Below are 26,816 nucleotides of genomic sequence, written 5' to 3'. Positions count from 1 at the left end.
CATGGAAAGCGCGCCGAGCAGGACGGCGATGTTTGCGGCCGTGTCGCGTGGATTGTTTCGCCTGGAGACGGCGTCGCCGTGGGTACTGGACGATGTGCTGGCCCTGGTGCTTGTCGGCCCGGTATGGCAGCAGCTGCGAGACCAGTTCGATCCGCTGTTCCCCGGCCCGGTGCGTCGCGAATCCCGCGCGGCTGTCTGCACCCGCAGCCGGTACGCCGAGGACCGGCTGGCTGCTGGCGCCTTCACGCAGTACGTGATTCTCGGCGCGGGGCTTGACTCGTTCGCGTGGCGGCGGCCGGATCTGCTCGGCTCGCTGACGGTGTTCGAGGTTGATCACCCTGCCTCCCATGCCTGGAAGCTCGAGCGGGTCAGGGAGCTCGGCCTGCCGCTCAGCGACTCGCAGGTATTCGTGCCTGCTGATTTCGAGGCCGGATCGGTTCAGGATGCTCTGGGCCCGGCCGGGTTCGACTGGGCGCAGCCGGCGATGTTCTGCTGGACGGGCGTCGCCCCCTATCTGACGGCACAGGCGATCGAGTCGGGGTTGCGCACGATCGCGGCCGCTGCTCCCGGGTCTGAGGTGGTGTTCTCCTACCGGGCCGAGGACTGTGCGCTCGACGACGTGGGGACGGAATTCGCCCGTATCTACACGCCGATCGCGGCTTCTGTCGGCGAGCCTCTTCAGCCTGGCTGGCCGGTATCCGAGATCGAGAGGCTGATCAGCCGGTGCGGCCTGAAGGTCATGGACCATCCCGCACGTGCAGACCTCCAGCAGCGGTACTTCGCCGGCCGTACCGATGGCCTGCGGCCCTATACCTTCGAGACCCTGGTGGCCGCACGGGTCACCTGAGCAAGCGCAGGCTACGTCCGGCAACTTCACCCCCTCTGCGAGGGCCAGGCGGTGACGGTACGGCAGAGGAGTGCGACAACCTCCGCCCGAGACCGGCCTTCCGGATGTCGCGGCGGGACCGCTGACCGTGAATCCGGCTTCCGATCCCAGACAGCGAATCGCGGCGTCCGAATCTTGCCAGCCTGGAGAGCTGGCGGCCGCGAGGATCGGGAGCATGACAGTCGATGTGATGACCACGCTGCGAGCCTTCTACGCAGCCGAGGCCGCGTACCTCACCGAGGGTGCCGAGTTCGAGCAGATGGCCGCGCACTTGGCCTCGGATGTTGTCATGCACCAGGCGTCCAGCCTGCCCTACGGCGGTGAATGGCGTGGGCACAACGGCTTTCGGAAATTCATCGACGCCATGAGTGAGAGCTGGGACGGCCTGTGGTTCGACGAGCAGCAGTTCCTCAGCGACGACGATCGGGTCGTGGTCTACAGCCGAGGCCGCCTGCGTGCTCGGCGCACCGGGCGAACGTTGAAAACCTCACTGCTGCAATGGATCAGCTTTCGAGACGGCTTGATCACCGAGTTTCGACCGTACTACCACGACACAACTGCGGTGCTGGCCACACTGACCGCGGGCCCGAACCCCTGATCCTGCGCGCAGATCGGACCGGCCACACAGCACGCTCGAAGATCGACGGCCCGACGTCATCTCAGCTCTCAGCAACGCACGATTTATGCAGACTAGCGTCCCGACTGTGCCGAGTCGCGTTGCACGGCGATCCGGCGGCGGATCTCATCCCACGACATGGGCAACTCGTCGACCGGCGCGGTGAAGTATACGAAGGTGGCTTCCCGCATGACCTTTCGCTTGCGCTCGACCGTCGACTTGTGCGGCTCGGCGCCCGCGTAGGCGTAGATGGCCGCCTTGTCGATCCACGCCGAGTAGGTCCAGAAAGTGCCCTTCAGAACCTCCGCCTTCAAGGCGACACCCAGCGCACCCGGTGCATGCCGGGCCTGCCACCACAGCGCCAGTGAAGCGATCAGGAAGCCGGGTGCGTTGCGCAGCGACTTGACCTCGAGACGAGAGGCCATGCATTGGACCTCGGGTGTGCTGGGCGTGTCGACTGTCATCCACGGAATCGTGGGCATAAGCCGCTCTTTCGTTAGGAGGGCGGCGGCAGACCGCCAACCGTATCCGCAATACTCCACAGTGGAATGCATCCTGTCAACAGCAAGATGCATTCGACCGAACGCACTGCCATGCCAGTTTGAATGAGGACCTGGCGTTATATCTAAAGTGAGATATCGTTGTAGGTATGATCGAGGACGTGACCCACTCTCCGGGCGAGGAATCTCTCCCGGCGCTGCCCGGGTTCCGGGAAATGGCGCTGCGCAGGATGTCGGAGGATCGTGCGCGGCTGATTGCCGAACTGGCGGAGCGGCGGCGGGCGGCGGGGTTGTCGCAGACCGAAGTTGCTGCCCGCATGGGTACGTCGCAGTCGGCGGTGGCGCGGTTGGAGAACGAGAACGCCGATGTGCGGACCTCGACGTTGCAGCGATACGCCGCCGCGGTCGACAGCCGCATCACCTTGCAAGTGACAAGTACGACAGCTGAATCGAATCGAATCGGAGAACAGCGTTGAGAATCGAGACGGGCGCACCCACTTCCCGGTGGCAGCCTTGGCCGTCGGAGTTTCCGAACTACTATCCGGCGAAACGTGAAGAACCGCAGCCTGTTCCGGACTCGCCGCCCGCTACGCAGGTGTGGATCGATCATCACCCGGACGGACTGGCCGAAGCGTTGCTCATGCAGCGGACGGTTATCGCGCGCGGGCACCTGGACGCCGCGGCCGCCACCGATTTGTGCGCTCGGTTGCTGACGCTGGACGCCGAAAGCGCCCGTCCGATCCGGCTCGAAATGTACGGGCTGGAAGCAGATCTGCTCGACGCCAGCACTGTCACCGATGTGCTCGACGTCCTTCGAGCGCCCGTGAGCGCCTACGTGAGCGGCACGCTCGGCGGTGCAGCGCTGGGAGTGCTCGCATCATGCGAGCACCGCTACGCCTACCGAAGTGCCCAGTTCGTGTTGCGGGAGCCGTCGGTACGTCTGGATGGCGGCCTCAGTCGTGTCGAACCGCGACTCGAGCACGCACGAGCCATGTTCGACGAACTGCTCGCTCGACTGGCGGACCTCACCGGTCGCGACACGAATCAGATCCGCCACGACCTCCAACAGCAACGGACACTCACCACCTCCGCCGCTGTCGAGTACGGATTGATCGAGGGCCCCGCAGCCCGCGAGTAATCACGCTGAGCACACACCCCGGTCGACCTCCCAATCCGAACGAGCCCTCACCAAGATCAGCGGGTGACGCGGCGCCCCGTCCGAGTCGGCCACGCGACTCTCCGGAAGATCCACGGGCCGAGATCATCTCGGGAGAACGTGGCCGCCGGCAGTGCACGCACCCAAGTCGTCGCGGTGAGCTCGGCGAGCGAGTGGCCCGACGCCCATTTCGATCTTGTATGGTAGCCAGCTGAGGCCCACCACGACTCGGGGGAGTTATCTTGGAACACAAGGGTTTACGACGGCATTTCCTGGCCGTCGCCGCAGTATCGATGGCGGCCACGGCTGCTGCCGGTGTCGCGGAAGCGAGCCCCGGCCGCCGGCGTAAATCTGGACGGGGCGATACTCGGCTCCGTTTCCGCCGACGGTCTCGATCGGCCGCTGCTGATGGTTGCCAGCGACACCTCGCCGTGGTTCGCACATGCGGGCTGGGAACCGTACTGGGGAGCCAACACCGGATTGAAGCTGCCCCTCCGCATAGCAGGCACCCGGCACATGTCCTTCACCGACGAACAGGTGATCGTGGCACAACTGGCCACGGCGGGCCTTATCCCCGAAGGCGTGAGGAACGAGGCGATCGGCCCGATCGATGCAAGCCGCTCGGTCGACCTCCAACGCTCCTACCTGCTGGCCTACTTCGATGCTGTTTTCGGCCGCAGCGATACGAGCCCCGCGGAAACCATCAAGCGACTCGCGCAGCCCGAAATGCTTCCGCATCTGTGACATTTCGGCTGCACCGATGAATTTCGGGTGGATCCGTCGTCGATACCTCTGGATATACCGACAGACAGGAGTCCAGGCATGACGAGACCGCTTCGATTCGACATGACCGCGGTACGGGCGAACGGTGTGGATCTCGGCATCGAGAGCTTCGGCCGCGAGGACGATCCGCTGGTCCTGCTCATCGGCGGCACAACGATGTTGTCCTGGCCCGACGCGCTGTGCGAGCTGCTCGCGGCGGGCCGGCGGCGCGTGGTCCGCTACGACCTGCGTGACTGCGGCGCGTCGACGACTCTCGACCCGGAGAATCCGGAGTACGACCTGCGGGATCTCGCCGCCGACGCGGCCGCCCTGGTCGAGGTGCTCGGTGCCGGGACCGCCCATCTCGGTGGAGTCGGCGTCGGGGGGATGGTCGCTCAGGTCGCCACGCTGGAGCACCCGGAGGCGTTCTCCGCGCTGACTCTCGTCGGCACCCGGCCGGTGGCGCCGGGCCCGGTCGACGAGGACCTGCCGGACCACGACCCTGCGGTCATGGCCGCGCTGTTCTCCCGCCCGCTCCCGGAATGGACCGACCGGGATGCCGTCGCGGCGTTCGCCGCCGAGGGTGCTGAGCCGATGGGCAACGATCCGGAGCAGGCGCAGGCGACGGCGGCCCGGATCTGGGACCGGACGCCGTCGAGCGATCCCGCAGTGCACCAGGCGAACCAGCTCGGAATGGTGTTCTCCCGCATCGACTGTGCGCCGCGATGGCGGGAGCGGCTCGGTGAGCTCGACGTGCCCACGCTCGTGGTGCACGGTCGCGCCGACCCGTTCTTCCCGGTCGGCAACGGCGAGGCCCTCGCGGTCGAGATCCCCGCGGCGCGACTGCTCGTCCTCGACGACATGGGCACCGCCCTGCGGTACGCCGCGGCCGGCCAGATCGCTGCCGCCATGCTCGCCCTCTGACCGCTCGCCGATACTGCTCGAGGGGACCAGCCCGAGTCGACGCGGGGAAGCAGCCGGATCTAGCTGGGGCACAGGGGGATTACTGGGTGGCCACGCGGATTTCGTCGACCGCGCGGGTGACCGCGTCGGTGATAATGGTGTCGGCCGCGGTCTGTGCTGCGGCCACCGTGTCCATACCCGCGGCGAGGGCTTGATCAGGATCGCCGGTGGCGGCCAGTTCCTGCGCTGCGGCATCAGGGGCTTGGAATGCCGCGGACACGACGGTGTTGAAAGCCGGGAAGATGACCGCAGCACCCGCATCGATCACCCCCACCACCGCGGCCTGCACGGCATCGTGCGGGGCGACGGTGGGCTCGGGATTGGGCACGATGGGTACGTTGAGCGCGGTGTAAGTGTCTTGGCGGGCGGTCTGGACCGCCGTCACGATCGCGGGCAGCCCGCCCGCGGCAGCAGCAGGTCCGACGTCGAGCAGGCCGACCACGCCGACCTCGAACGCGTTCAGTGCGCGCGGCGCCACGATCGTGCCGTCAGCGACGATGGCCCGCTGTGCTGCGGAGGTCGTGGGTCCGGTGATCGAGGCCGCGGTAATGCCGAGTGCCTTGACCGGGTCATCGACCTGCCAAGCAGCGGACAACGTGCCCGGCGCCTGCTGGATCGTGGTGGCGGCCGAAGTGGCGGTCTGGGCGGCGAGCGGGCAGATGATCGAACAGTAGGTGACCTGATTGCGTAGGAAACTGGTGATCAGACCGCCGGGCGGAACCGCATCGGAGACCGCCCCGCCGTCGCGCACCACGCTCGGCGGTGACTGAGGGTCGCTGACCGGAGCCGCAGTGGCAGCTGCGGCGGGCAAGGCGGCGACAGCGAACCCGATGGCTACGACGCCGGCGTACAGGCTGGACGGTATCTGCATGGTGATCCTCGAATCGACGGTGATGACGGAATCCCCACGGTGTGCGAGCGCGCCGGGTTCAGTCTCGAGCGGAGCGGCCGCTGGATTGCTCAGCGCGAATCGATCGCACTCGGAAGGGATTGCGGCAGGCCGAACCTCGGCAGGACAGTGTTTTCGAAGCGGGTCATGGCGCCGATTCGGTCGCCGGCGAGGGTGAGGACGAAGAGGCCGACTCCGTGGATGCCGGTGGAGGTGGGTCGATAGACCCCGAATGCCGGTTGACCGTTGGCTCGCGTCGGCACCAGTTCGAATCTCTGTACCGAGCCGAAAACGAAGGCGCAGAAGCGGGCCACGCTGTCCCGGCCCCGGTATTCCAGCGGCATCGGTGGCATCGACATGAAGACGTCGTCGGTGAACAGAGCCACCAACGCGTCGATGTCGGCAGCTTCGTAGGCGCTGACGAACTTCGCCACGATCGCGTCCTCGGCGGGTGAGTCGCTTGCCGGCGGCTGCTCTCGGGCAGTAGTCACCGGCAGTCGGCGCTGCATTCCCGCACGCGCGCGTTTGAGGGCGCTTTTGACCGATTCGACTGTCGTGTCCAGCATGTCGGCTACTTCGTTCGCGTGGAATCCGAGGACATCGCGCAGGATGAGGACGGCGAGCTGGCGCGGCGGCAAGATCTGCAGGGCGGTCACGAAGGCCAGGGAAATGGATTCGGTTTGCTCGTAGCGCGCCTCCGGACCGAGCGGCACACTGACCGCACCGTCCAGCAGGGCGTCGGGATAGGGCTCGAGCCAATGGATTTCGCCGAGTCCAGTGGGTTCCGGTGGTTCGATTCCCGGTATGTCCCACTGCTTTGCCGGACGTCGGCGAGCAGAGCGCAGTGCGTCGAGGCACCGGTTGGTGGCGATGCGGTAGAGCCAGGTGCGAAGCGAGGCGCGTCCGTCGAATCGTTCGAGACCTCGCCAAGCGGCGAGCATCGTGTCCTGGAGCGCGTCCTCGGCATCCTGAAACGATCCGAGCATCCGGTAGCAGTGCACCTGTAGCTCGCGACGGTGTGGCTCGGTCAGCGCTCGGAATGCCTCGCCGTCCCCGGCCCGCGCTCTCGATATCAGGTCCGTTCTCGCCGACTCCACTCCCGCCTCCTCATTCCGTGTGTCCGGTTCCATGCTGTATGGACGCCGGCCGAGCCGCGAACGGGGCGGTCGCGGAGCGCCTCCTTTTCCGATGTTGCGGCGTCTAGACCAGTGATAGCCGACAGCATTGTCAAAGGAGCACGGAAATGGGAAAGATCGTCATCAGCACAAATGTCACCCTCGATGGAGTGGTCCAAGACCCGGACGGCCAGGAAGGCTTCGAGCTGGGCGGCTGGTTCCACCAGTACGTGGGCAGCAAGGACCTCGGGGACTGGACCGCCAACGAGACCGAGGAAGCCCTCGGTGCAGAGGCGCTACTGCTGGGCAGGCGGAGCTTCGAGTGGTTCGCGTCCCGGACTCCGGCAATGGACGTCCGCGTAAGCCGTAAGTGGGCGGACAGAATGAACAGCCTCCCCAAATACGTCGTGTCGTCGACTCTCGAACATCCGCAGTGGAACAACACCACGGTCCTCAACGGCGATCCGGTAAAGGAGATTTCGGAGCTGAAGCGGAAAGTGGACGGGGAAATCCTGGTCTACGGCAGCTATCAGCTCGTGCGCACACTGATAGAACAGAACCTGGCCGATGAACTGCGCCTGGTAGTTTTCCCGGTCGTGCTGGGAACCGGCCTGCGTATCTTCGACGAGACCGGCGACAAGAAGCCGCTGCACCTGGTCAACACACGAAAGATCGGTGACGGCCTGGTGTCCTGCGCCTACGAATTCGTGCAAGGCTGACGGCAGCGTGGTGGCGGGCGGGTTGATCCGTCCGCTACCGGCGACTCCCACGCGGTTCGAAACGGGCACCGACAGGGCTGGTGGATTTCGTTCTCCGGTCTGGCCTGCGGAAAACGACTGCGGCCGAGGGTGTTTGGGGAGGGATCGCTTGTTTTCCTCGGCCGAGGGTCGTGTCGTGTGAGAAGGTGGGGTTTCACTCACGGATTCGGTTCTGCTGATGGCGGGCGACGAGTGCTGAGGGAATCTCGGATGGAGGAGGGCTTGGTGGAGGCGGCGTTCGATGTGGTCGGGTTGGTGGGGTATCGCTATCGGGCGGATGACTGCTATGTGGTGGGGCGGGAGAAGATCCGGGAGTACGCGCGGGCTGTGCAGGATTTCCACCCGGCGCACTGGAGCGAGGGCGCTGCTGGTGAGCTCGGGTACGCCGGTCTGATCGCGCCGACCACCTTCATCTCGACCACGGCGATGTTGGCCAACCGCAAGCTTTTAGAGACCCTGAAGACCGGCTACGACGTGGTCGTGCAGACCGACCAGGTCTTCGAAATGTACAAGCCGGTGCTCACCGGCGACCGGTTGGTCAGCGATGTCGAGCTCGCCTCGGTGCGTCGTATCTTGGGCAAGGACCTGCTCACCATCACCAATACGTTCACCGACCAGACCGGCGAGGTCGTGCAGGTCATGCACACCACCGTGGCCGGCCTCACCAGCGAGGACGTCGACCCCGGCATCAGCGACGTGATCGAGCGCGTAGTGATGAACGGCCTCGGCACAACCCCTCGAACCGCGGCGACGTCCGCCGAGGTGGACGGGCCGTCGGAGCCGGATTCGAAAGCCGCCGCACGTCTTTCACCCGTCTCACGCACACGTGTCCCGCGCACCGCACTCCGATTCGAGGACATCGCCGTCGGTGATGAGCTTCCGGCTCGCACCGTGCACCTGACCCGCGGGGATCTGGTGAATTACGCGGGGGTCTCCGGGGACGCGAACCCCATCCATTGGCACGACGAGGTCGCCGCGCTCGTGGGTCTTCCGGATGTGATCGCCCACGGCATGCTCACCATGGGCCTGGGGGCCGGATTCGTCACCGGATGGCTGGGCGACCCGGGCGCGATGATCAGGTATGGGGTCCGGCTGTCGAACTTCACGGTCATCGAAGCCACCTCCGCTGGAACCGTCGAGTTCACCGGGCGCATCAAGTCGATCGACTCCGAGACCAGGACAGCTGTTGTCGTCATCGTCGCAATGTCCGCCGGGCGCAAGGTATTCGGCCTCGCTACCGCGGATGTCCGCTTCGCATAACCGGCGCCGCTACAACTCCGACGAAATGCCGGTGCACCGGCCGGGGGTCGGATTCTCGACGACTCGGGTGGGGGTGGATCAGGATGGGTGGCCGCCGGTCGGTGCGGAGAATCTGTGGGCTATGCCGTCCACCGAACCGGGTGTGGTCGAGCTGGACAATATTCCGTGGTTTGTGCGCGGGGTTTCGGCTGGTGATCTCATCCAAGTCTGCGCTGACAGTGCGGGTTTGCTGCGCATGACGGAACTTGTAGCGTGGTCGGGCAACTGCACAATCCGGGTCGTCCCGTCGACGTCGGAACCTTCCGAGGGAAGTCTGCGGCAGGTCATCGACAACTTCGTGCCCCTGGGAGCAGACGGCGAAGGACTGGAGCAGTTCGGCGTCGTGGCGCTCAATGTGCCGCCGGACGCCGATATTCCGGGTATCAAGCGGCTGCTTCAGCAAGGCGAGCAGGAAGAGGCGGTGACTGGGAGGCTACCGGGTAGGGGGCAATGGAGGTAACCATGTCCTGCGAGCTGCTGTGGGTCGATACCGACCGCTGAAACGCTAGCGGCGGTACAGGGTTACGGGGAGCGCCGAAGGTGAGAGGACGAAGTCCCGATTCGACGCTCGGACTTTGTATTTGGCGTCGGGCGCCGGGCGCCAGCGGGTGAAGAGGGCGGCGGAGGCCAGGGCTATTTCGAGCATGGCGAAGTGGTCGCCCAGGCAGCGGCGACGGCCTACACCGAAGGAGAGGCTGGCCTTCTTCGCGGCGTCGTCGGATCGGCCCGGCGCCCAGCGGGCGGGGTCGAAGGCTTCCGGATTGGGGAAGTAGCGGGGGTCGTGCTGAACCATGTAGGGGCTGAACATGATTGCGTCGCCTGCGGGGATGGTGAGGGTGCCGAGGGACACGTCCTCGGTGGCATTGGCCGCGCTGATCCAGGGACCCCAGAAGCGGATCGTCTCTGCCACCACCTGTTTCAGGTAGGGCAGGGAATCGAGGTGGTCGGGTCGAACCGGTTCGGACCCGATGACCGCATCGAGTTCCGCGTAGAGGCGATCGGCGACATCCGGATGGCGCATGACCTCGTGCCAGAGCCAGCCCGCCAGCGAGGCCATCGATCCGACGCCACCGGCGAGCATCAGGATTGCCTCGTCGATGATGTGCTCATCGGAGAGGGTCGCTCCGGTCTCACTGTCCGTGTGGCGGATGAGAGCCGAGACGACATCATTGAAATCCTCGTCGCGGCGGCGGTATTCGGTGATGACCGCGCCCACGGCGGTGCGCAGATGGTGTGCCTTGGTCTGCCAGCGATGATTGGCAATCACCCGCAGACGGCGCACCTGCGGCGGCAGTGCGGTGCGCAGGATGACCTGACTCAGCAACCACGGCACATTGTCGCGGATCTCGCGGCGCGCGTCCTTGCCGAAATCGGCTTGAAAGAGCGTCGAGGACACGGTGTCCAGCACCAGTCCGTGCGCCTCGTCCATGAGATTCACCCGGTCACCGGGCGCGAGTCCCGCCGACCAGGTGTTCGCGATATCGGCTGCCGATTGCGAGTATTCGGCCAGCCGGCTCTGCCGCAGCGCCGGCGAGATCATTCTGCGGCGCAGCTTGTGCTCCTCGCCGCGCAGCACATTCACCGAACCGCCCGCCACATCCTCGATGGCCTCGCGCAGGTCTTCCCGATCGAATTCGGCATCACCGAGTTGGACTTCCCGCACCAGTTCGGGGGTGGTGAGGAGGTATCCGGTCCTGCTACCGAAGCGAATTCGCACAATCGGCCCGAGTTCGGGCAGCGATTTCACAAATCCAGGCGCATCCTGCAATGCGCGCAGACTGTGTCCCAACAACGGTAATTGCCCTGGTGCGGTGGGTATCTCGGCCAATGTACGAGGCAGAGCCGGAACAGCGTCGTGCGCGTTGTTCTCGATCGCCCGCAGGTAAATGTCCAGCACCTCGTCGACATGCCGGGACTGATGCGCCGAATCGCCGCTCTCCCCCAGCACCTTTCGCATTCCCACGAGGACACTGCGATCGGCGGCAAGTTCCGCGATGGTTGCGGCCAGCGAGTCGACGGACGAATCCGCTGCCAGCAGACCACCGCCCTCCGGCACCGTTTCACCCAGCGCAGGATCGCAATAAATAGTCGGCAGCCCGACCGCGACGGCCTCTAGCAACACCATGCCCTGAGTATCGAATCCGCTGGAGGGGAACAGCAGCGCATCGGCTCCCGCCATCGCCTCCAGGCATTCTCGCTGGGTTGTCCTGCCGTGTAACCGGATTCGCTCAGCAAGGCGATGCGAGGCGATGAAACCCGCTGCGGCGCCCCGCAGCTCGCCGTCGCCATAGATGTCCAGCTCGCAGTGATCATTGCGCTGCACCGCTTCGATGGCCTCGAGCAGCCGCTTCTCGGCGGAGAGCCGCCCGCACCACACCAGCCGCAGCGGTCCGTCCGCGGAATTCTCCGGAGCCACAATGTCTTCCAGCAGCGCGTCGTCGACCCCGTTGGAGACGACCCGCAGCGGCCGGGTCAGCCCGTGCGCGAGCATCAGATCGGCGAAATGGCGGGTCGGCGCGATCACCTGATCCGCCGCCTCCGCCTGCCCGACAATGGTCCACCAGGCATGCCGCGCCGCACGGCTTTCCAGCAACCGCGGCATGTGATGCCGATGCGGAACGAAGCGGCCGTGCAGCAGGCGCAGCACCAGCGCGGTCGGATACGGCGCGGGCGAGGTGCGTTCGATGAAGGCGTCGTCGCGGCTCTGCGCGGTGTGCACCAGCGGAATACGATGCCGCCGAGCGGCTTTCATACCGGAGATGGCGACGCCGTAGGTCGTGTGCGTGTGCACGATATCGATCGGGCCGCGCGCGGCGAACACGGCGTCGATCAGCGCGTCATTGGCCTTGGTGGGCAGCACCACCGAGAACCCGTTCACCGCGGGCACGGAAAGAGGCTGCAACTGCACCACATTCGGGTCCGCGGACTCCGCTCCGGGCGCCGGCGCGACGAACAGGGTCACCTGGTGACCGGCACGTTCGAGTCCGTGGCGCAGCGAGTCGACAGCGGTTTGAACGCCGCCCAGCGTGGCTGGGTGGTAGTCCACGAACATCGCGATGTGCATCACCGACACTGTACTGATGCGGGGCGGTAACTGAAACGCCCACATTTCTATGGTCTGGACGGCATGCTGGGCAGCACCGAGTGTTCGATGGGACCCACCCCCGCGCCGAAAGAAGCCCCGTGCGAATAGCGATCCCGCTGACCGGAACCCGAGGGGACGTGCACCCGGTTGTGGCGCTCGGGCTCGAACTGCGGCGACGCGGTCATGACGTGCTCATCGGCGCCCCACCCAATCTGGTCGAATTCGTCACCGCCGCCGGGCTGGCCGCCCGCCCCTGCGGACCGGATATCCAGCAGCTCTACAGCTCCGAGGCGGGGCAGCAGGCCCTGGCCGCCGGAAACACGCTGCGGCTCATGCAATTGGTCGCGGGCCAGATGTCCGAGTACGCGGAGCAGATGAACAACGAGGTCATCGAGGTGTGCGCGGGGGCCGAGCTGATCGTGGCCAGTACCGTCACCGAGGACCGCGCCAGTTCGGTCGCCGAGGCGATGGGCGTTCCGTTGGTCAGCCTGCACTACTTCCCGGCCCGATCGAACAGCGCGTATCCGTTTCCGGGCGCCCTGCCGCCGCAGTGGAGTCCCCCGGCGCTGGTCAACCGTGCCACCTGGACAGTCGCGGAGAACCTGCGCCGCGTCGTATTCATGCGCTACCTCAACGACCTGCGCACCACACTCGGCCTGCCCAAGACGTGGACCAGTCCCGCTGCGGCACTGGCGCGGGCGAATGTCCCGGAGATCCAGATCTACGATCCGGCACTGGTTCCGGGACTACCCGAGCAATGGGACGATCGGCGGCCCTTCACCGGTTTCCTCACCCTCGACCACGCCACCCGCGCCGCGGTGGGTGAGCTGACGGGCGACCACGAAGGCATCCTGTCCTGGATCGACGAGGGTGAACCACCGGTCTTCTTCGGCTTCGGCAGCATGCCCATCCACGATACGGCGGCGGTACTGGCCATGGTCGAGGAGGTGTCCGCCCGGCTGGGCGTGCGCGCCCTGATGAGCGCGGGCTGGAGCGATCTGGATGCCGCGACCGCCAGCGCCGGCAAACACGTCAAGATCGTCGGCCCGTTCGCCTACGACACCGTCTTTCCGCGGTGCGCGGCCGCGGTGCATCACGGTGGCATCGGCACGCTGTTCGAGAGCCTGCGCGCCGGACTGCCCACCCTGGTCTGCTCGGTCTCGTTCGAACAGCCCATGTGGGGCGGACAGGTCGAACGCCTCGGTCTCGGTGCACATCTGCCGTTCACGCGACTGACCACAGCGCGCATGGAGCAGGCCCTGGCTCCGCTGCTCACGCCCGAACGCCGCACCCGGGTCACCGAATTCGCGAAGACCCTCCGCACCGAGGGCACCGTGGCGCACGCCGCCGACCTCGTCGAGGCCGCCGCGAAATGACCGCACCGGTGGTCGCGGACACCTATGTCATGTTCCGCCGGTGCGCCCGGCGCACGCTGCGCAGCCCGGATACGCTCATCATCTCGCTCACCATGCCGATCCTGGTCATGATGCTGTTCACCTACGTCTTCGGCGGCGCGATCGACGTCGGCGGTCCGTATCTCAATTACGTGGTGCCCGGAATCATGCTGCTCTGCACGGGATTCGGCGCATCCATCACCGCCACCAGCGTGTGCACCGATATGACGAAGGGCAGCGTCGATCGATTCCGCACCCTGCCGATGTTCCGGCAGGCGCTCATGGCCGGGCATGTCACCGAAGGTCTCATCCGCACCATGGCGGCCATCGGCATCGCGGTCACCGTGGCGGTGCTACTGGGTTATCGCCCGCACGCCGGGGTGATCGGCTGCGTGGCGGCCGGCGCGGTGATCACGCTGTTCGTCCTGGCGATCACATGGATCGCCGTGGCCCTCGGAATGGCCGTCGACAACCCGGAGGCGGCCGGCGGGCTGACCTACGCTATTACGTTCATCCCCTATGTCAGCAGCGCATTCGTCCGCACCTCCACCATGCCGAGCTGGATGCGCGGTTTCGCCGACCACCAACCCGCGACGCCGGTCGTGGACACGGTGCGCGGACTGCTGGATGCCACCGGCACCGGCCAGTGGGTGGCGGCCGTCGCATGGTGCGTGGGGCTGGCCGCTGTCGGGTTTGCGGGTGCGGCAACCGTTTTCGCGCGGCTGGCACACCACTGAGGGGTCACCCCCGCGTAGCGATCACCGCCTGACCGATCAATAGGAGGTACAGGCTCAGAATGAACAAGACGGCAGGCACCACCGGATACTCCGGATCGTCCGAGCGCCGGAACCGCCACGCCCCCGCTGCGGGAATCAGTAGGAGCGCCAGGGGAATCCAGCCGATCACCGCCGCCGAACCGCCATGGGTCCACGGCTGAACCACCGCAATCTCGCACACCACCGCGACAAGGGCACAGAGCATCGAAGCCGCGGCACTTCCGTTCGCGCCCAGTGCATTCGAATACAGGAGCTCACCAGGTCTGTTGATCCTGGAGGTCTTACGCGCGAACTCGAACTGCAGGAATGCGCCCGCGAAGACGACCGCTACCAGCCCCGTCCGCCAACGCCCGCCCACCTCACCGGTATCGATGGCCGAGAGCACCACGTAGCCGGTCACCAAGAGCTGTACCGGATACGTCACCACGAGGTTCAGCAGAATATTCGTGCGCACCGGCTCCGACAGCCGCTCCAGCCCCCACAGCAGTAGCCCGTAACCGAGCACGGCGGCGATCATGAGAGCCGATCCGATCGACAGCAGCAGGCTCGCCACAATGGACCCGAAGGCGATGGCCCCCATGGCCATACGCAATTCGGTCGCGCTGACCGCGCCGGTCACCAGCGGCCGGTCCGGATTGTGCACGCGGTCGTACTCCAGATCCTTCTGCTCGTCGACCATGCGCAGATACAGCAGAACGACCGCCACGATCGCGATGCGCGCGACTGTTGCGCCGGTCGGATGCCACGGCGTATCCGGTTGCGACACCAGCGCGGCCGTACCCTCGAGCGCCAGCACCCAGAGCACGCCGTAGAGCAGATAGTGCGGCTTGTACATCACCTTGGTGAACCTGCCGATCCGCCCGATGGACACGAAAAGTCCCGGGCGGACGGCGGTTTCGATGACTCCGGTCACGACAATCGCTCCTGCGGCATCGGCGAGCCCCACCCGTCCCAGCTCGTGAGCTCGGCCGCAGGAGTGCGGCGCCGAGCCGGTGCATCCGAGCCCGGCAGCAAATGCGCCACCGGAACCAGCGCCACCTGGGTCGCCTCCTCGAACGGAATGCCGAGCACCTCGGCGACTTCCCGTTCGTAGGCCAGATGTGCGGTGGTCATGGTGGATCCGAGACCCCGCTCGCGCAAGGCCAGCATGAAGTTCCAGACCGCCGGGTAAATCGATCCGTAGAAGCTGGCCAGCCGCAGCGGTGTCGGCTCCGCGGGCGGGCGACCCAGCGCGCAAACCACCACCAGCGCGGGGACTTCGTGCAGATGCTCGGCCAGGTATCGGCCGGAAGCCAAGTCCGCGAGCTGATCCGGCCGCGGCGTGCGGCCGGACAGATTGGCGGCGAACCCTTGTCGATAGTGCTCCGCGACCCGCTGCTTGAGTTCCGCATCCTGCACCACCACAAAGCGCCACGGCTGCCGGTTGGTGCCGCTCGGCGCGTGTACCGCGATCTCCAGGCACTCCAGCAAATCCTGCCGTGACACGGGGCGACTCAGATCCAGTCGCCGGCGAAACGCGCGTGTGGTGGTCAGCAGATCGATACCCATCAGGCTACCTCCTCAGCGGAACCTAGTGCGCCCCCGGCGAATTCGAGATCGATCCGCGAGGCCACCGCACCCTTTTGATGAATCTCGCACCGCACGACGGTGGTGTCGACGCCCGCATCGGTGATCGTCGCGATGCATTCGGCGGGGCGATCGAGCTCGACGAAGTGATTGAAAGTGCTTGTCACACTCACCAATCGGCGCAGTTCGGGCTGGATGGCGCCGAGCGCGACCTGCCGGCTCGCCTCGATGAGCAGATTGCCGGGCACATGATCGAGCTGATGGTCGAACAGAATCGGATGCGTGGTGTCCGCTACCAGCGCAGCACGAGTCACGCCGTCACTGGACTCCGGGGGTCCGATCACCACATTGCGCCAATTCTCCCGGCCCACCAGCGCGGCGGGCGCCCGCTCCCCGATATCGAGCGCACCCTTGAAAGTGCCGAGCCCCAGCTGTTTCCGGAAGCCACCCCGAATGGCGCCCCACTGCTTCGGGCTCACCCAGGAGAACGAGCCGTCGACCGTCGTCATCGGCACACCACCGCTGCTGATGTCGAGTACCAGGTCCAGGCCCTGCAGATCATCACCCCGGTAGTGGGTGCGCAGGGCCCGCACCTGCATCTCCAGATCCGCCGGGGCGGTGCCGATATCCCAGGCGGTGGTGTCGGAACCGGTGCCATTGAAGGTCCGCACCAGAAACGCGCGGTCGGTGGGTACGCCGTAGAACTCGTGGGTCACGGCGATGGACGCCTGCCGGGCCGCCTCCATCACCGCCACCAGATCGTGTCGCAGACCCAGCGCACCGGCGTGATCGCCGTAATGGGCGTGCATACGCGGCAATTGGGCGCCGACGATGAAGGTATCGGGGGCGACGGCGTCCAGGGAGGTCACGAAGACCTCGGAGACGGAGTGCCGGTGCGCCAGCGTACGGGGAATGGTGCGGACGTGCGTGGCCGTCACGGCTTGAATGTGCATCAGGGTCGACCTTCCAACCAGTCTTTCGCGCCGATGGGCCGCAGTGTCTGCGACTGCGACCCGACGCGCATGGGAAATACGTAGGAACCGAGCACGATTGCCGACCAGGCATCCAGCTCCCGGCCGGAGGCCATGCCGGCCTCGAGCAGCTCGGCGCACTCCGCATCGGATTCCGATGCCACGGAACCCAGTTCGGCGTGGAGCCGGGCGAAGGCGGCGTCACGATCGAAGCTGCGCTCGGGGACCGCGGCGTACAACTCGCGCGCGAGCTCGGCTGCGGCGGCGGACCGGTCGACACCGGTGACCACCTCGGTGAGCACCTGCGCTCTGGTCCGCTCGTCGAAGTAGATGGCGAGCTCGCGCAGCACATCGGCCGGATCATCCGGCGAATGCACAAGATTCAGCAGATAGTTGTGCCGCCCGAGCAGGTACCGCAGATCACCGGGACGGCGTTTGCGGGGATCCGTCGCGCCCTTCGCATCCGCGAGCCGGACCGGCACCGGGAGAGCGCCGTCGGCGCCGTGGACGACCAGCAGCAGCACGTCGGAAATGCCGACCAGCAGATCGGCCAGGCGACGTCGCTCCGGCGAGGCGATATTCCACGCGAAGTACCACAGCGCCCGCGCCAGATGCCGGTCCACCGCGACACGATGGGCCGAGACCACCCGGAACCCGTTGCCGGCCAGCCATTCCAGCGTCGGCTCGACCGCCCGGGCGACAATGGCGTCCGGCTTGAGCAGCAATAGCGAGTGCTCGCGGGCGAAGGTTGTGGCATCCAGGCCGAGGCGCTCGAGCTGATCGACCGTCTCCAGTACATAGGTGTCGCCCAGATAGGCGTCCACCTTCGCCTCGGACGGCGTCAGTTCCGAAAGCAGCTTGCGCACAGGATCGTCGGTCATACCGCACCGCCGATCGTGGTGCGCGCCAGCATGTCCTCGATCGACAGCAATGGTGCGCCGAGATAACCCGATTCCAGACAGTGATCCAAGAGCACGCGCAAATAGTCCTTGCCGGTGGGCGGCGACTGCCTGCCGAGCACCTCGGCCGCGACCGTGGTCTCGAAGAGCAAGCGGCGCTTGAAATAGCTGGTGTAGAGAGTGCCGATGCGCAGGTAGTACTCGCGCTCGATCGCGTCGAGATCCTCGGTCCGGAACGTCGTCTCCGGCACGAAGGTAGCCACCTCGAAGGACGGGTACTCGGCGAGCACATCGGAGACCTCGCGCAGCGATAGAGTGTCCCGGCCCACCGCGTGGAGAGTGCGACCGACGGCCGACTCGAAATCGACGGCGGCGGCAGTGATCACATCCGCGACGTGATCAACGGGCGCCAGCGAGAGCGTCGCATCGTAGCGGCCGGGCAGTGTGCGCAGTTTGCCCTCGACCATGAGCTTGACGACGGTGTAGAGGTTCTTGTACTCGCGAATCGCACCGGTGACGAGATGGCCGGTGACGATCCCCGGCCGCACGATCGCCCATCGCAGGCCCCGCTCTCCCGCTGCCCGCACCAGGCTCTCGGCGCGAAACTTGCTCTCCTCGTAGCCGTTTCCGAAGGACTGACCAGGCGCAGCCTCGCCTTCTTCGATGGTGCCGCTCCGCTGACCGCACACGTAGGCGGTGCTGACGTGCACGAGCGGCACGCCCCATTCCAGCGCGAGCTCGACGGCGTGCGCGGTGCCGCGCACATTCAGCTCCTCGTAGGAGTCGGGCGTGGCATCGAATGCGGTGGTCGCGGCCGAGTGCACGATCAAGCCCACCCGCTCGGCGAGTTCGGCCGCAAGGTCCGCCGAGAGCCCGAAGCGCGGTTCGCGGATATCGCCCGTCACCTGCCGCTCGGCTGCCACGGGCGTGCCGTCATTGCCCGTGATCACCGAATTGCTGTGTACCACAGCGGCAACCGGTCGACCGGCCGCCGTCAGCCGGGCGACCACCTCCGCGCCGACCAGACCGCTCGCACCGGTCACCAGCACCAGGTCGCGGGTACTCATGCGGCCTCCGTCCGGGCCACCAGGTCGATGACCTGACCCACGCGCAATACGCCCATCAGATTCTCGGGCCGGTACCTGGGCAATCCGAACGACCGCTCCAGCACCACGGTCAGTTCCATCAGGCGGAGCGAGTCGTAGCCGAGGTCCTCGATGAGACGCTGGGTGTCGGCGAGCTCGGCGGGCGGTTGCGGCGCCATGGCGGCGACGATGTCGCGAATACGCGCGGCGACAGCGGATCCGACAGCGGGGTCGGTGGTCATGAGTGCTCGCTTTCGCGGAGATGCGGCTGGTGTCCACCGCTGGCCAGGAGGTCGCGGGTCTCGTCGAGGGGCAGATCGGTATTCAGATAGCCCGCTATGCGCAGCCAGTCGTAGCCGATGGCGAGCGTGCGCTGCCATTGCTCGCGGGAGTCGAACGAGGCCGGAAAACCATTGGCGGAATCGGGTTCTCCGGCAATGCGGCGGACCAGGGTGACGACGTCGTCGAGCGTGGCCAAGCCGTCGAGGGGGTCACCTTCGGTACGCATGATGTCCGAGAAGCGCACTCGCCGAGCCGATTCCAGCTGAGCCAGCAGGTCATCACGCTGTGCCGCATGCGCGGGCAGCAAACGACGCACCGTCTCGATCGGGGCGACGTCGGCGGGCAGGGGATGAACACCGAAGGCGGACAGCACCACTCGCACGCTCATGGCAATGAGGCGATGTGCCGCGATATCGGCGACCGCGCCCTGTGCGCCCTTGATCGCTCCGACCAGATCCTCCCTGGCGTTCTCCAGCACCACGTTGGACCACACCAGGTTCAGGCCGCATTCGGTGAATCTGGTGGCGGACAGCGGTACCAGCATGGCGATCCCACTGTCACGAGCCGCACCGGTCTGCCCGAGTGCGGGTGCGAGCGCACTCGGCACCGGGGTGTACGGGCGCAGCGGCTTGCACATGGCCAGGGCGGGCTCGAATACGCCCGCACCGCGCCATTGCAGACCGACCAGCCCCAGGTGCACGAATTCGGCCAGCGCGCCGCCGATCTCGTGCGGTGAGCGGGCGAGCACATCACGCACCGAATGCCGGAAGACCACCGACCGCCAGGCGCGGGCCGCCTCATCAGAGAGGACGAATACCTCTCGGTCACCGCGCAGGACGTGCAGGCGACCACCGATGGACCAGGTGGTGACACCGGGGCTGCGCGTGAACAGGACTTGATGCGGGTCATCGGCAATCTCGCCGGCACCGAGCGCGGCGGCCAACTCCAGCAGCTGTTCCCAGCGGGCCTGCTCCTCCGGTCCGGCGGCCGGCCAGGTCCCTGGGTCGGCGATCTCGCGATAGCGATCCACCAGCTCGCCGGAGCCGATCCGATCGAGTTGCGCGGGCAGCCATTTGGTCTCGATATAGCTTTCGCCGTGGCGAGCAGCCCAGCCCTTCATGGCCTGTTGCAGGCCGTCGCAGGCCCATTCGACCGACTCGGCCTGCGACCCGAAGGCCCGCAGGGCTATCGAGAAGCGCAATGCCTGCACCGCACGTGCGGTCCACCACGCTGCCGCCAGCGAGGTGAAGTCCGGGTGGGGAACCATGGCGCGCAATGCCCCGAGGTCAACCGCCCCCTCCCGCAGCACCGTGCCCCGCAGGAATCGCTGGCAGCGATTCAGCAGATCCTCGCTCGGCTCGACCACGACCTGCTCCAGCTGCCACCGCAGCTGTGCGACGGATCGCGTGCGCACCTCCACGCGGCGACCGTCGAGGAAGAGCACGGTCGGCAGCGTCGGCATCTCCTCCGCGCCCGGCGCCACCACCAGGAAGTCGATATCGGACCCCACATTGCCGAATCCCTCGGCGAGCGAGCCCTCGAACAGCACAGCCGCATCGTCCGGCACCGCTATCGCGTCGAGCGCCGATTCCAGCAGCTGCCGCACCCGCTGCTCGGAGAGGCCCGGCTGGGCGGCCGTTGCGGCCTCGGCATCATGCAGCACCGCACCGGCGAGCGCACCGTCGCGCAGTAGCTGCCACATATGGCGGCGGCGCGGCTTTCCACTGGAGGTACGGCGAATCAGGCCTCGCGAGCCGGTGACGATGTGCACGGTCTGCGCGGGACCGAGGTGCCCGCGAATTATCTTGCGGGCCTCCGCGATCCAGTCGCCCGCCGCGGTTTCGGCGAAGAGCGCGATGCCCTGCTCCCCCGCGGTGCTGATGCCCACGGCGGCGAGCTTGCCCTTGGTCAGCCCGGTCTCCTGGGCGACGCGGGATTCGATGTCCTCCATGAAGACCGAGCGGCCGCGCACCTTGAGGCTGGAGCCCATGCGCCCGAGTACGAAGACCTGGTCGCGATAGCGGAATCCGGCGTCACCGGAGTAGAGCTTGCCGTCGGTGATGTGGGTCGAGGAACCCGCGCCGGGGGTGCCGGAGTACCCCAGCGCCACCGAGCCACCGGTCACGACCATTTCGCCGAGCACGCCGTCGGGCAGTTCGCGGCCCTCGTCATCGACGACAGTGACCGTCGATTCCGGAGTCGAGTATCCGAGCCCGGTGATCCAGCCCGCCCCGAACACGCGGTGCGTATCGTCGAGCAGCGCCTCTTCCAGGATCGGAACCGGCTCTCCGAAGCGGAGATTCGGATTGTCGACACGCAGCGCGGTGATCGGACTGCGGGTATGCGAGGAGGTCACCATGAGCGTGGCCTCGGCGAGGCCGTAAGCCAGCGTGTACGAGCCCATCGAAAAGCCGCGCGGGCCGGTGAGATTCGCGAACGACTGCAGGTCCGATACCTCGACCGGTTCGGAGCCGATGGCCAGCGTGCGCCAGCCGGACAGGTCCAGATCGGCGATCTCCTCCGGCCGGACCCGGTGTGCCACATAGCCGAGCGCGAAGGACGGTGACGGCGAGTGCTGCGCATGCGCCATGGCCCGCAGCCAGCGGGCGGGATCACGCACGAACTGGTCGGGGCGCATGAGATAGAGATCGCCCTGATTGGTCACCGTGGTGAGGAAGGCGCCCACCAAACCCATATCGTGATAGAGCGGCAGCCACGACACGAGCGCCTCACCGGGCCGCCAATCGATGAGCCGGGAGATCATCGCGATATTGTTCGCCAGGTTTCGCCAGCTCACCCGGACGCCGCGGGGCGTTCCGGTGGAGCCGGAGGTGAACTGCAGCAGCGAGACTTCGGCAGGGGCACCGAATTCCCTTTCACCGGAGGCCGGTTCGAGGGTTTTCGGGTCTATCACCAGCGGCTCATCGGCACGGCCGGCTTCGATCGCCGCCCGGCGCACGAACTGCTCGAATTCCGGGGACGTCACCACCAGCTGCGGTGTGGCCTGCTCCAGAATGCCCGCGATATGGGCGACGATCTCATCCAGGTCGCCGAACATGGGCGGCGCGACCGGCGTGAAGACACCGCCGCATGCCCACACGGCGTAAAACGCTGCCACGCAGGGAAATCCGGTCGGCATGATGACGCAGGCACCGTCGCCGCTGCCGAGGCCATGCGCACGCATGAGCGCGGCGATCGACCAGGTCTGGTCGGCCAGTTCACGATAACTGCGGAAGTCCCACCCGTCAGCCTCGTCGGCCAGGTGGATACCGGTCGACCCCGACGGGCTCACGAGCCAATCCCGCACAGCCGCAATATCTTCAGAGAGTTTCATCAGGCTGATCTCCTTCGGACAGCACGGTGACCGTGCCGTTGATGCCATCGACGCGAATTCGCATACCGGTCCGCAGGCGCGTCGCGGCATCCTTGACCTGAACCACGGTGGGCACGCCCAGTTCCCGCGCCACAATGGCCACATGGGTCAGCGGGCTGCCCCGCTCGATCACCAGCGCCGTCGCGGACGGCAGCGCGGCCACCCATCCGGGATCGGTGCGGTAGGCGACCAGAATGCCGCCCGCCACATCGCGGGGCTCGTCCACCACCACCGCCGGGCCTTCGACAATGCCTGCGGCCGAGGGTGTTCCGGTCAGTACCGTGCCCACGGTGGCGGCCGCGGTGGTGGTGAGGGGCACCCAGCCCTGCTCGGTCAGCTCCGCGCGACCCAGCGCCGGGCCGATGGTGCGGAATCTCGCGGGTGCGACCAGGGTGGAATCCTTAGCCCGCAGCACCTTTCGCGCGGCGACCAGGGCGCGCAGCGACGTCGTATCCTCACCCTCGTAGCAGCCGCGCATTTCGGTGACGGTCAGGTAGAAGACGTCGGCGAACTCGTCGAGAGCTCCGCGCGTCACCAGATCGCGGCCCATCACCCGGATCATGCGCTTGACCATGCCGAAGGCGCGGGTACGGCAGAAGCGCAGCCGCTCACGGTGCGCGGCACAGCGAGATGCTTTGGCGCGCAGTCGTTCATAGATCCGGCGGCGCGGGCCGCGCAGGTGCGCATCGAGATAGGCATCCGCCTCGGCCGATCGACTCGCGGTGGCGGCATCGCCGACCCGCCCCGACGCACTGCGCAGCATGACGAACAGGCTGGCCGGATCCTCGCGCAGGTCGGGGGTTTCCAGCTTCAGTTCGTCCAGGCTGCGGTAGCCGTACAGGTTGATGTAGTCGTTCACCCGGGACAGGAACTCCGTGCGATCGGACTGCTGCAGCTCGGCGTAGATCTGGTCCGGTGCACTGGAATTGATCAACGCCGTCAATTCCGGATCAGCGCGGACGAGCTGTGCCAGCTCGGTCATGGCCCGCGCGGGATCGGCAGATTCGACATCGGCTCCCGGACCCACCACGGCGTACAGGAACCATTCCGGCGCCTTGGGCAGGAAAAGCTTGGTGAGCAGGAACATCGCCCCGGTGAGGGTCAGCAGGATGGCGTCGAGCACCATGAGCGGGCCCCAGCGCTCGACCAGGTCCCGATCCACCGTCCGATACGCCTCGTAGGCCTGTTCGCCGGTCAGCTCGGTGTAGTCCAGGGCGTCGTATTCGTCGTAGACCCGGTAGAAGTCGGCGACGAACTGCTCGACCATGGCATCGATTCCGCGCAGCCGCCGGATATAGATCGCCGTGGTGACCGCGCGCGAGCGCAAGCGGGCGGTGCGGCTGCGGAATACGAACGGCCGCAGGGTCTTCGCAATATCGTCGGCCAGGGGTTCGTCCACACCCAGCGCGGCCTCGAGCACCTTGCGGTTGAGCGGATATCCGGGTGCGATGCCGACCATCCGATACCAGTGCAGCAGGTTGTAGTACACGCGAGAGTGAAAGCTGCCCAGCAGCACCGAGGTCCACGCGTCGGTCTGCCGCAGCTGTTCGTCCGGCACGCCCAGCGAGGCCGCATAACCGCGATACACCCGGCCGTAGATATCGGCGGCCGTGGTGTAGGTGAGCGGCGAGGTGACGCCGCTGAAACTCTCGATAATATTGGAGTTGTCCCAGATTCGCAGCTCACCGTCCGGAATCGTCTCGCCCGCACCGCGCAATTCCACGGTCCGTCCGAGCGGGACCGCCTCGCCGAGGGTGGTGATCGGCCGCGACTGCAATACCCACACGCCGATATCGTCGATGGCCCACTCGATGTCCTGCGGCGCACCGCAATGGGATTCGAGTTTGCGGCCGATCTCGGTCAGCTCGGCGAGCTCGGCGGCGGTGAGCACCGCCCGCCCGCGCGCGTCCGCCTCGACGTCCCGCACCACCCAGCCCTGCTCGCCCGCGGGCTCATAGCGGCGATCCTTGTCACCCAGCACGACCTCCAGCACCGCGCCGCCCACCTTGTCGACGATCACCGAATCCGCGTCCACCGCACCGGAAACCAGGCCCTCCCCGAGCCCGTACACGGCGCTGATCACGGCCTCGTCCCGCGCTCCGGTCGCCGGATTCGCGGTGAACACCACGCCGCTGGCCCGCGCCGCCACCAGTCGCTGCAACAGCACCGCCGGCGCGGCGGCTCGGGACAGCTCGCGCGCGAAGGCGTAGCGCACGGCCCGCTCGGAGAATGCCGAGGCCCAGCAGTCGCGCACCCGCGCAACGGTCGCCGGCACACCCCGGACATTGAGATACGTATCGAACTGTCCCGCATAGGAATTGTCCACGCCGTCCTCGGCGAGCACCGAGGAACGCACCGCGATCGGGCCGTCGCCCAGCCGCTCACATGCGGACAGGATCAGCTCCTGCACCACCGGCGGCACCGGCGCGGCCACCAGCTCGGCACGCAGCTCCCCGGCGCGCACCACTGCCTGCTCCACCTCGGCGATCGCGGCGAATTCCGCTACCGCCGTGTGCAATCCCGCATCATCGAGGAACCTGTCGTACACATCGCTGCCGAGCACCACCCACTCCGGCACCCGGACACCAGAACTCTGTACCCCGTACAACCCGCGCGCCTTTCCACCCGCGAGCTCATCGATCACCACCGAATCGGACCACGGACCAAGCACCTGCACTAGAGCTCTCCCATCACCCCCGACCGGAGCCGCAGTTCGGCGCGCAGCCCGGCGGGGAGCCGAACAAGATCGAAGGACTCTCTTTGAATAGTGCATGTTTCAAATGTGCGCCAGCCCACAATTATCGGGTGTTTGCATCAAGCCGAAACTGAACGTCACACCCACCCCTGAACTTTGACGATCGAAGCCGACCGGCCCCGAGGAATTCGTCGATATACGGCTCAGTGCGGGGCACGGAGCCAGAGCCTGCTGCGATCGGTATCGGTAGTGGCGAGCAGGAGACCGGCGGGCAGCACGCTGACCTGCGCTTCGGCGGCCGGGATCGGCAAGGCGATCTCCTGCCGGCCAGTGCAATTCGTGTCGACCGACACCAGATGAGCCGTGCCGTCGAGCTTCAGCACTGCCAGCACCCGCTGGTCGGCGGCCACGACCTGAAGTGTGTCGACAGCTGCGGCGCTGGGGCCGGAGACTGCGACGGCATCGGGGGCCGGCCAGCAGAGGACGTGTGGGGACGCGCCTATGGTTTGGCCGAAGACGGTGCATGAGGTGGCGCCGCAACCCACGCGAGTGGCCACCGCAGCCGTGCCGAACAAGGAGTGCCGCTGCCATTGGACGCCGTCACTCGAGGTCCATTCCAGCGGAAACAGTTTTTCGTCGCGCAGAGTTTCGCCGACGACCACGAAACCTGATGGGCCGGTGGACACCGCAGACGCGCCGGTCTGTTCACCGGGCGCCGAGGACAGTGCCGGATCGTCGGCTCGACGCTGCCAGGCGGCACCGTCCGGCGATGTCCAGACCGTGGCTCCGTATCGGCCACTCGCCCCGTCCCATCCGCCGACGAGTAGGTCTGTGCTGCCGAGCGCGGCCGCCGCGCTCACCCCGATCGCATGCGGTCCACCGAACAACTCGAATACTTGCGGGTACTCCTCCAGCCCGCCGGTACCGCCGCTCCACACCGTCATGCGCGGATTCTCGTGCGCCCCGCCGAATGCCTGTCCCAGCGCGACCATGCGGTCACCCACGCCGGCCGAAATCAGTGCCGCGAGCGACGCATAGGGGCTGTGCGGTTCCACTGGCACCGTCCGCCAATGGCTTCCATCGGCCGACGACCAGGCCGCCGGTGCCCGCCCGTCCGCAGCGGGCACGGATCCGAAGGCCAGCACACCCCTGTGCCACGGCACGAACTCCAGCACCCGCGCTCCGGCGGCCGGGGACGGCAGCTCCCGCCACTCCGAAACCGGCTCTGTCGCTGTGTATCCGGCGAGCAAGACGAACACCGCCACCAGGACAAGCGACCACCTCACCGCAGGATCACCAGCCTCCGCGCGCCGCATGGGGTTTGGCGGCGCGCGCCGAATCACCGCAGGCTGGCACTGGCACCGGCAGCCTCGAGTTTGATTCGAGCGGTTTCGGCGGCATCGTGGGTGACGCCTTCGAGGACCACCTTGGGCGCGGACTCGACAAGGTCCTTCGCTTCCTTCAGGCCCAGGCCGGAGATAATCTCGCGCACGGCCTTGATGACCTGAATCTTCTTGTCACCGAAGGATTCCAAGATCAAGTCGAACTCGGTTTGCTCATCGGCGACATCGGCTGCGGGAGCGGAGGTGTCCGTCGGCGCGACTGCCACCGGCGCGGCAGCGGTGACGCCGAACTGTTCTTCGAATGCCTTGACGAACCCCGAAAGCTCCAGCAGCGTCATGCCTTTGAAGACGTCCAGCAACTCGTCGACGGTCATCTTGGCCATGATGTACCCCTTATAACGCT

At 66.6% G+C, this 26,816-nt stretch carries 25 protein-coding genes; 11 read left to right on the top strand and 14 right to left on the bottom strand.

Translation table 11 applies throughout. The annotated features are described in order from the left end of the window. Window positions 1-847: class I SAM-dependent methyltransferase (locus tag JWN03_RS36010; RefSeq protein WP_297624755.1), on the top strand; the 847-nt coding region annotated here is incomplete at its 5' end. A gap of 214 nt (window positions 848-1,061) precedes the next feature. Then, window positions 1,062-1,484, top strand: a complete 423-nt coding sequence (locus JWN03_RS36005) for a nuclear transport factor 2 family protein (protein WP_297624752.1) — start codon at window positions 1,062-1,064, stop codon at window positions 1,482-1,484. 92 nt (window positions 1,485-1,576) lie between these two features. Here JWN03_RS36005 and JWN03_RS36000 read toward each other — a convergent pair whose 3' ends face one another. Next, the gene (locus JWN03_RS36000; RefSeq protein ID WP_297624750.1) at window positions 1,577-1,966 is read right to left on the bottom strand and encodes a hypothetical protein; all 390 of its coding nucleotides are present in this window, start codon (window positions 1,964-1,966) and stop codon (window positions 1,577-1,579) included. A 185-nt stretch (window positions 1,967-2,151) separates the two neighbouring features. On the opposite strand from JWN03_RS36000, the gene JWN03_RS35995 reads away from it, so the two are divergent. From JWN03_RS35995 to JWN03_RS35980, 4 genes are all read left to right on the top strand, one after another. After that, entirely contained in the window at window positions 2,152-2,478 is a 327-nt protein-coding gene (locus JWN03_RS35995; protein ID WP_297624748.1) for a helix-turn-helix domain-containing protein, read from the top strand. After that, entirely contained in the window at window positions 2,475-3,140 is a 666-nt protein-coding gene (locus JWN03_RS35990) for an ATP-dependent Clp protease proteolytic subunit (RefSeq protein ID WP_297624746.1), read from the top strand. Before JWN03_RS35995 ends, JWN03_RS35990 begins: the two co-directional genes overlap by 4 nt. 333 nt (window positions 3,141-3,473) lie before the next feature. Then, a complete protein-coding gene (locus JWN03_RS35985) occupies window positions 3,474-3,902 on the top strand; it encodes a hypothetical protein (protein WP_297624744.1) in 429 nt (142 codons plus the stop codon). A gap of 102 nt (window positions 3,903-4,004) precedes the next feature. Further along, window positions 4,005-4,844 carry an alpha/beta fold hydrolase gene (locus JWN03_RS35980; protein ID WP_297624761.1) on the top strand — a complete coding sequence of 280 codons (840 nt, stop codon included), beginning with the start codon at window positions 4,005-4,007 and terminating at the stop codon, window positions 4,842-4,844. Window positions 4,845-4,923: 79 nt separating this feature from the next. Here JWN03_RS35980 and JWN03_RS35975 read toward each other — a convergent pair whose 3' ends face one another. Together JWN03_RS35975 and JWN03_RS35970 are read right to left on the bottom strand one after the other, a co-directional pair. Further along, a complete protein-coding gene (locus JWN03_RS35975) occupies window positions 4,924-5,754 on the bottom strand; it encodes a hypothetical protein (protein ID WP_297624741.1) in 831 nt (276 codons plus the stop codon). A gap of 89 nt (window positions 5,755-5,843) precedes the next feature. Further along, on the bottom strand, window positions 5,844-6,869 hold the full coding sequence (locus tag JWN03_RS35970) for a sigma-70 family RNA polymerase sigma factor (protein WP_297624738.1): 1,026 nt from the start codon (window positions 6,867-6,869) through the stop codon (window positions 5,844-5,846). 146 nt (window positions 6,870-7,015) lie between these two features. Between JWN03_RS35970 and JWN03_RS35965 the strand changes: the two genes are divergently transcribed. From JWN03_RS35965 to JWN03_RS35955, 3 genes are all read left to right on the top strand, one after another. After that, the gene (locus JWN03_RS35965; protein WP_297624736.1) at window positions 7,016-7,606 is read left to right on the top strand and encodes a dihydrofolate reductase family protein; all 591 of its coding nucleotides are present in this window, start codon (window positions 7,016-7,018) and stop codon (window positions 7,604-7,606) included. Window positions 7,607-7,855: 249 nt separating this feature from the next. Next, window positions 7,856-8,905, top strand: a complete 1,050-nt coding sequence (locus JWN03_RS35960; RefSeq protein WP_297624733.1) for a fused (3R)-hydroxyacyl-ACP dehydratase subunits HadA/HadB — start codon at window positions 7,856-7,858, stop codon at window positions 8,903-8,905. Beyond that, on the top strand, window positions 8,889-9,404 hold the full coding sequence (locus JWN03_RS35955) for a DUF4265 domain-containing protein (RefSeq protein ID WP_297624731.1): 516 nt from the start codon (window positions 8,889-8,891) through the stop codon (window positions 9,402-9,404). Before JWN03_RS35960 ends, JWN03_RS35955 begins: the two co-directional genes overlap by 17 nt. Window positions 9,405-9,449: 45 nt before the next feature. Here JWN03_RS35955 and JWN03_RS35950 read toward each other — a convergent pair whose 3' ends face one another. After that, a complete protein-coding gene (locus tag JWN03_RS35950; protein ID WP_297624728.1) occupies window positions 9,450-12,008 on the bottom strand; it encodes a cytochrome P450 in 2,559 nt (852 codons plus the stop codon). A 119-nt stretch (window positions 12,009-12,127) separates the two neighbouring features. On the opposite strand from JWN03_RS35950, the gene JWN03_RS35945 reads away from it, so the two are divergent. Both JWN03_RS35945 and JWN03_RS35940 read left to right on the top strand, forming a co-directional pair. Further along, window positions 12,128-13,405, top strand: a complete 1,278-nt coding sequence (locus JWN03_RS35945) for a glycosyltransferase (RefSeq protein ID WP_297624725.1) — start codon at window positions 12,128-12,130, stop codon at window positions 13,403-13,405. Next, window positions 13,402-14,160 carry an ABC transporter permease gene (locus JWN03_RS35940; protein ID WP_297624722.1) on the top strand — a complete coding sequence of 253 codons (759 nt, stop codon included), beginning with the start codon at window positions 13,402-13,404 and terminating at the stop codon, window positions 14,158-14,160. The genes JWN03_RS35945 and JWN03_RS35940 overlap by 4 nt, the downstream gene beginning before the upstream one ends. 4 nt (window positions 14,161-14,164) lie before the next feature. On the opposite strand, the gene JWN03_RS35935 is transcribed toward JWN03_RS35940, so the two are convergent. The 10 genes from JWN03_RS35935 to rplL form a co-directional block, all read right to left on the bottom strand. Next, window positions 14,165-15,112: a hypothetical protein gene (locus JWN03_RS35935; RefSeq protein WP_297624720.1), complete on the bottom strand. Its 948-nt coding sequence runs from the start codon at window positions 15,110-15,112 to the stop codon at window positions 14,165-14,167. After that, window positions 15,109-15,747, bottom strand: coding sequence for a nitroreductase family protein (locus JWN03_RS35930; RefSeq protein WP_297624717.1), 639 nt, complete (start codon window positions 15,745-15,747; stop codon window positions 15,109-15,111). Before JWN03_RS35930 ends, JWN03_RS35935 begins: the two co-directional genes overlap by 4 nt. Further along, a complete protein-coding gene (locus JWN03_RS35925; RefSeq protein ID WP_297624714.1) occupies window positions 15,747-16,718 on the bottom strand; it encodes a ScbA/BarX family gamma-butyrolactone biosynthesis protein in 972 nt (323 codons plus the stop codon). Before JWN03_RS35925 ends, JWN03_RS35930 begins: the two co-directional genes overlap by 1 nt. After that, window positions 16,718-17,617, bottom strand: coding sequence for a nucleoside-diphosphate kinase (locus JWN03_RS35920; RefSeq protein WP_297624711.1), 900 nt, complete (start codon window positions 17,615-17,617; stop codon window positions 16,718-16,720). The genes JWN03_RS35925 and JWN03_RS35920 overlap by 1 nt, the downstream gene beginning before the upstream one ends. Continuing rightward, entirely contained in the window at window positions 17,614-18,702 is a 1,089-nt protein-coding gene (locus JWN03_RS35915) for an SDR family oxidoreductase (RefSeq protein WP_297624709.1), read from the bottom strand. Before JWN03_RS35915 ends, JWN03_RS35920 begins: the two co-directional genes overlap by 4 nt. Beyond that, a complete protein-coding gene (locus tag JWN03_RS35910) occupies window positions 18,699-18,962 on the bottom strand; it encodes an acyl carrier protein (protein ID WP_297624707.1) in 264 nt (87 codons plus the stop codon). The genes JWN03_RS35915 and JWN03_RS35910 overlap by 4 nt, the downstream gene beginning before the upstream one ends. Continuing rightward, a complete protein-coding gene (locus JWN03_RS35905; RefSeq protein WP_297624705.1) occupies window positions 18,959-22,336 on the bottom strand; it encodes an AMP-binding protein in 3,378 nt (1,125 codons plus the stop codon). Before JWN03_RS35905 ends, JWN03_RS35910 begins: the two co-directional genes overlap by 4 nt. Further along, the gene (locus JWN03_RS35900) at window positions 22,323-25,052 is read right to left on the bottom strand and encodes a phosphoenolpyruvate synthase (RefSeq protein WP_297624702.1); all 2,730 of its coding nucleotides are present in this window, start codon (window positions 25,050-25,052) and stop codon (window positions 22,323-22,325) included. Before JWN03_RS35900 ends, JWN03_RS35905 begins: the two co-directional genes overlap by 14 nt. Window positions 25,053-25,273: 221 nt before the next feature. Next, complete coding sequence (locus tag JWN03_RS35895) at window positions 25,274-26,356, bottom strand: hypothetical protein (protein ID WP_297624699.1); 1,083 nt, start codon at window positions 26,354-26,356, stop codon at window positions 25,274-25,276. Window positions 26,357-26,409: 53 nt separating this feature from the next. Next, a complete protein-coding gene (rplL, locus tag JWN03_RS35890) occupies window positions 26,410-26,796 on the bottom strand; it encodes a 50S ribosomal protein L7/L12 (protein WP_297624758.1) in 387 nt (128 codons plus the stop codon). Window positions 26,797-26,816: the final 20 nt, after the last annotated feature.

Source organism: Nocardia sp. (assembly GCF_025465275.1).
Taxonomy (GTDB): Bacteria; Actinomycetota; Actinomycetes; order Mycobacteriales; family Mycobacteriaceae; genus Nocardia.
The sequence above is the reverse complement of the archived record's forward strand: the minus strand, read 5'-3'. Positions and strand labels throughout refer to the sequence as shown.